This is a genomic window from Pseudovibrio sp. Ad37 (assembly GCF_001623075.1).
Classification (GTDB): domain Bacteria; phylum Pseudomonadota; class Alphaproteobacteria; order Rhizobiales; family Stappiaceae; genus Pseudovibrio.
On sequence record NZ_LMCF01000057.1, the window covers coordinates 1 to 517 of the forward strand.

At 56.9% G+C, this 517-nt stretch carries 1 protein-coding gene; it reads right to left on the reverse strand.

Annotated elements, in window-relative coordinates:
• On the reverse strand, positions 1-484 hold a 484-nt coding region (locus PsAD37_RS11320; protein WP_275078315.1), incomplete at its 3' end, for a contractile injection system protein, VgrG/Pvc8 family.
• Positions 485-517: the final 33 nt, after the last annotated feature.

Below are 517 nucleotides of genomic sequence, written 5' to 3' on the forward strand. Positions count from 1 at the left end.
TTTCCCGGTACTGCACGCAGTATTCGCGGGCCTCATGAGGCTCGGTCAGATCCCACTTCACATCCTCTACGCCGTGCTCCTTGAGCAGGATCTTGACGATCTCGGGCACGCTTTTCTTCTGGAAGATCCGGCAGTCAGAGCCATGAGCCAGCCGGTGCAGGCTGGGCAGCAGCGTCAGCGAATAACTGGTGCGGTGATGGCCTTCATTACCACGGGCAATCTCAGCGATCACCCCGGAGAGATGGCGCAGGCCCTCGTATTTATGATGAATGGTCAGTGTGGCAGGCGTGTCCAGCAGGCTATGCAAGTCGAGCGCGTTGTCGGGGCTGGCCAGCTCAATCTGGATCTGCGTGAGCCCATTGAGGCGCTCTGTTGCCGAGAACCCGGTGACCAGCAACTCCGCATTGGGCTGCGCAGGAGCTGCAAAGGTGAAGGCCAGATCTTGTTCCTGGAAGAGCTGCGGGATTTGGACAATAGCATTCATAACAAACTCACTGGCAAAAGAAAAAACAAAGGA